The sequence below is a fragment of the Arthrobacter sp. P1_A5 genome, assembly GCF_056406825.1.
Genome location: NZ_JBFTZL010000227.1, coordinates 1 through 5139, shown reverse-complemented (window position 1 = coordinate 5139; position 5139 = coordinate 1). Strand labels below are relative to the sequence as shown.

Genomic DNA, 5139 nt, shown 5'->3' with positions numbered 1-5139 from the left:
GCACCCTACAGGGTTCCCGGCGACCTGAGACCACTGCATCAGGGCCCCTCCATACCGGAGGGGCCCTGATTCGTTAAGTGCTGATTCGTTAAGTGCTGGTTCGTCAGGTGCCGGTTCGCTTAGGTGCCGTGCACCCCGCCGCAGCGGCAAAAAGCAATGCGGGGTCCCTTCCGGCCCGTTCCTCCGGTGAGGATGGGCGGGAAGCGACCCCGCATTGCTGGGAACCTTTACCCGGTCTGCGACCAGTGGCGCTTAGTCCAGGTAGTCGCGCAGGACCTGTGAGCGCGACGGGTGCCGCAGCTTGGACATGGTCTTGGATTCGATCTGGCGGATGCGCTCACGCGTCACACCGTAGACCTTGCCGATTTCGTCTAAAGTCTTCGGCTGGCCGTCGGTAAGGCCGAAGCGCATTGCTACCACGCCGGCTTCGCGCTCGGAGAGGGTGTCCAGCACCGAGTGCAGCTGTTCCTGCAGCAGGGTGAAGCTCACGGCATCCGCGGGAACCACGGCTTCGGAGTCCTCGATGAGGTCGCCGAATTCGGAGTCGCCGTCCTCGCCAAGGGGGGTGTGCAGCGAGATGGGCTCGCGGCCGTACTTCTGGACCTCCACGACCTTTTCCGGGGTCATGTCGAGTTCGAGGGCCAGTTCCTCCGGGGTGGGTTCGCGGCCGAGGTCCTGCAGCATCTGGCGCTGGACGCGGGCCAGCTTGTTGATGACTTCCACCATGTGCACCGGGATGCGGATGGTGCGGGCCTGGTCGGCCATGGCGCGGGTGATCGCCTGGCGGATCCACCAGGTGGCGTAGGTGGAGAACTTGAAGCCCTTGGTGTAGTCGAATTTCTCGACCGCACGGATCAGGCCCAGGTTGCCTTCCTGGATCAGGTCCAGGAACAGCATGCCGCGGCCGGTGTAGCGCTTGGCCAGCGAGACGACGAGGCGGAGGTTGGCCTCCAGCAGGTGGTTCTTGGCCCGTTTGCCGTCGTGGATGACGAATTCGAGCTCGCGCTTGAGTTTCGGGTCCATAGTGCCGTCGTCGGCGGCGATCTTTTCTTCAGCGAAGAGACCGGCCTCGATCCGCAGGGCCAGGTCTACTTCCTGTTCGGCATTCAGCAGGGCGACCTTGCCGATCTGCTTCAGGTAGTCCTTGACGGGGTCGGCGGTGGCGCCGGCAGACATAACCTGCTGCACCGGAGCGTCGTCGTCGTCGGCGTCGGAGTAGACGAAGCCGGAGCCGGTGGTGGCCGCGGCCTTGCCGGCGACTTCCTCGCCTTCTACTTCGTCGCCGAGCTCGGCGGCGTCGGGCGTGATGTCGTCGAGATCCTCTTCGGCGTCGACGTCATCGTCAGACGTACTGGCAGAGTTGCCGGCGGCTTCTGCCGCGGCTTTCGCGCCGGGCTTGGGCCCGCGCTTCTTGGGCTCAGGCTTGGCGACGGTGTCGCCACCCTCTGCGGAAGCGGCGTCCTTGACAGCCTTGTTGGCTGCGCGCGTGGCGGCGCGCTTGGCGTTGGTCGCCGCCTTCTTCTCCTCAGGGGACAATTCGGCCTGGTCGGCGGGTTCCTTCTTCGCGGAAGACGGGGTCACTGAAAACCTTTCTAGCTGCGGTCTGCGGAATCACCATACGGGCAACACCACTATGACCCTGTCAAGTCCGTGTTCAACATCAGGTGCAACCACGACCAGCAGAGCCACTTAGTAGAACTGCTGGCGCGGCCTTAATGTTCCCTGTTTCCAAGGATCATTTAGGGCACTTGATACACGGACCCAACCGGGTCTCGGCAACCATTGTCTCACGGTTTTCAGGCCGGGTGCCTTTCGCGACGCCGGGTCGACGATATCGCGGCGGCTCGCACGCCGCGTCAGGACCTCATGCCGCGTCCGGGGCAAACTTCTGCCAGGCCGCCTCCCGCCTGRCAGCCCAGCCGCAAAGGGTGCCGCGCCGGCCAAGCTCTGCCAGCAGTTCCGCGAGCCTGTATCCCGGGTGGCCCTGCAAGGCCTGACGGTAGAGCGCGTCGGCGTAGGAGCCGCGGCCACGGCACCATTCGATCCAGCCCCGCGCCGTCACGGCGGCTGCCGTTGCTTCCCCGTCACCAAGGCGGCCGAGCCGTTCCAGGACCCGCTCGAGCCCGACCATCAGGGTCCAGTCCGGAACCGACGGCGCCAGTCCGAGCAGGACTTCTCCGTAACCGGGAACAGCTCCGGCTGCAGGCACGGCGCCGGCGGCGGACCCGCCGCTGCCGGGTGCCACCGGCAGGGGCATCCGCGGAGCGGTCCCGGACCGGGAAGTGCGGCCGGACATTGGACCCGGCAGGGGGCTGGGCGTCGGTCGGGGCCGTGAGGCGGGCGTGTTATCGGGGAAAGCGGCGGACCCGGGGTCTGGGTCGAAGATACCGAAGTCCTCGGGGCCGCGTTCGGCCGCGGACCGTCCGGCGGCCGCCATCACCAGGACCGCATCCCGCCATGACGGAATGCACAGGCTGGCCCGCAGGTAGCCGGCGAGTTCCGGTGAGAGCTGAAGCGGCCGGCCAATGGTCCAGGGATCGGGCGTCCCGGAGCCGGTGGTCCCGGCGTCGGTCCCGGCGTCGGGGACGGCACCCCTAGCCACGTCACCCGGGGTGGGGACCGGAAGGGGCTCCTGGCCAATGGCGGCCTGCATGGCCATCATCCAGACATCGAGGACCTGGTCGAATTGGGCCCGGTCCCGCCGTCGCGGGGAGAATTGCTCCGCCCAGCCGCACTCGGCAAGGCTCACCGCGGGGTCCACCGGCAGCGGCGCCGGGCTGGTCCCCTGGGTGCCGGGGACCGCGCCGACGCTGCTGCCGCGGTAGACCATCTCGGCGTTGAGCCTGCTGTTCCTGATCTGCTCGACCGGACGGCCGGGCATCCCACAGCAGTCCGGATCGCTGCAGTGTGCGTTGCGCCAGAACTCAGTACCGATAATCCAGGCATCCCTCAACGGCAATCCGGCTGCCTCAAGGGCAAGCTCGAGTTCTTTGAGCAGGTCCGCCCACGCATGGCCGTCGCCGGCGCTGTCCGTCTCCGTGTCGGCGTCGGCGTCGGAGTCGGCGTCAGTGAAGAAGGCCAGCAGCGAACCGTCGGCCGCGTCGTCCGCCTGCAGATAGGCCACGACATTTCGGGCGAAACCGGCCAGCATGTCCTTCCGGCCTGAGCCGCCTCCGGGCACGGGGAGGTCGACCCGCAAGGTGGCTCCGAGACGTTTGCCCTGCAAGGTCATGGCCACGAGGCTGTTTTCCGGCCAGTAGCCGAGGGAGTGCGGGATGAAGCCCAGGATGTCTTCGGGGCCGGTGATTCTCAGGTGATCGGGAGCTGTCATAAGCCCAGCTTCGCGGCGGCCGCGTCCCCGGCGACAGTACCGGGTTGCGCTATGTGGATAAACGACGGTGGATAGACGACCGGGGATAGCCATCCGTGGATAAGCAACAGTGACTGGACGCACAAAGGCACGAACGCCTGATGACAATCGCCGGCAGACCAGCCCATACCGCCCAAACAGCTGGTTCAGGGCGTGCGGCGGCGCTCCGCGACCAGCCTGCGCTGCTCGGCCAGGGACTTGAGCAGCGGCGGAACCATGACTCCCTGGGCCGCCATCTGGCGCCGGACCTTCCGCCGGGTCACCATGATGGCTCCTGCTCCCCCGGCCAGCAGCAGGAACTGCACGCTCAGGGCCACGCGGAACGGATCCAGGCCGTAGAGCTCCCCCTGCGAGAACCCGGAGGCATGCAGGACGTCGAGCACCAGCCCGATCAGGTAAATGGACACGAGCGCTGCGATGAAGCCGCCCACGTTGACGATCCCGGTGGCGGTGCCGAGCCGGTGGGCCGGGTTGAAGGTCCGGGCGAAATCGAAGCCGATCATGGAACCGGGGCCGCCGACGGCGAGGGTCACCACCAGCGCAGCCAGGAGCCAGAGCGGCGCGCGTCCCGGCACCAGCAGAACCGCCGCCCAGGCGGCAGCGGTGCATCCGGAAATGAGCAGCACCATAGTGGAGCGCCGCAGCGGATGCCGGGCAACGAATCGGCCCATCAGGGGTCCGGCGGCGATGGCGCCGGCGACGTACAGCGCCATGAGGGCCGAGACCGTGCCGCGGTCCAGTCCCTCGGCGGAAATCAGGAAAGGGTAGCCCCACGTCATGGCAAAAACGGTGCCGCTGAACTGGACGGTGAAGTGGCTCCACAGCCCGAGCCGGGTCCCGGGTTGCCGCCAGGCGTGTCCCAGCGAAATGCCGGTGGCGCGCAGCCCCTGGGACTGTGCCGGTGCGGAGTGCCCGGGCGGAAGGTCCTGGAGCAGGATCAGCACCAGCACGACGGCGAGGCCGGACATCGCGGCGAGCGTCAGGAAGGCGGGAGTCCACCCCGCGGAGTGCAGGATCATGGCGAACGGCACCACGCTGAAGAGCTGGCCGAGCTGGCCGGACATGCCGGTCAACTGCGTCAGGAGCGGGACGCGCCCCGGGGCAAACCAGAGCGGGATGAGCCGGATGACGGAAATAAACGTCATGGCGTCACCGGCGCCCACCAGCACACGTCCCAGGACTCCGCCGGGAATGTTGTCGGCAAACGCCAGCTGAAGCTGGCCGAGTCCCATCAGGACACCGCCGCCCGCGAGCATCGCGCGGGAGCCAAACCGGTCCACCAGAATGCCCACAGGAATCTGCAGCGCCGCATAAACCAGCAGCTGCAGCACGGTGAAGAAGGAGATCTCCGCGGCACTGGCATGGAAGCGTTCCGTTGCCTCCAGGCCGACCACCCCGAAGGAGGTCCGTTGGCTGACCGCCACGAGATAGGCGAAGATCCCGACGATCCAGATCAGCCAGGCGCGGGGAGAGGTCACTCCCCCATTATGCCCGGCTCAGGATAAATAGTATTTATTCGCCGGGTTCTTTACGGGCCAGGTACGCCTCGACGGCGGCACCAAGAGCGTCGGCGTTGGGCAGCTGGTCGTTCTCGTCTGCCAGCAGCGATCTCCGGACCGTCCCCTCGGCCTTTTCGTCGTACCGGGTCTCCAGCCGTGAGACCACCTGCTGGACCTCCTCGGATGCCTCGATCTGCTCGGCAATCTGCCGGCCCACCTCGCGTCCCGCCTCGCGCAGACGGTCGGTCGGCAGCATGAGCGACGTTGCCG

The 5139-nt window shown here is 67.2% G+C and carries 3 protein-coding genes and 1 pseudogene; all 4 read right to left on the bottom strand.

The annotated features are described in order from the left end of the window. Positions 1-252: 252 nt before the first annotated feature. A complete protein-coding gene (locus AC1D1S_RS19150) occupies positions 253-1581 on the bottom strand; it encodes an RNA polymerase sigma factor (protein ID WP_028276426.1) in 1329 nt (442 codons plus the stop codon). A 283-nt stretch (positions 1582-1864) separates the two neighbouring features. Next, positions 1865-3331, bottom strand: a complete 1467-nt coding sequence (locus tag AC1D1S_RS19145) for a DUF4192 family protein (protein ID WP_476995207.1) — start codon at positions 3329-3331, stop codon at positions 1865-1867. A gap of 185 nt (positions 3332-3516) precedes the next feature. Continuing rightward, the gene (locus AC1D1S_RS19140) at positions 3517-4848 is read right to left on the bottom strand and encodes an MFS transporter (protein ID WP_243179410.1); all 1332 of its coding nucleotides are present in this window, start codon (positions 4846-4848) and stop codon (positions 3517-3519) included. A 34-nt stretch (positions 4849-4882) separates the two neighbouring features. Beyond that, a pseudogene (locus tag AC1D1S_RS19135) lies at positions 4883-5139 on the bottom strand (PAC2 family protein); the annotation flags it as partial.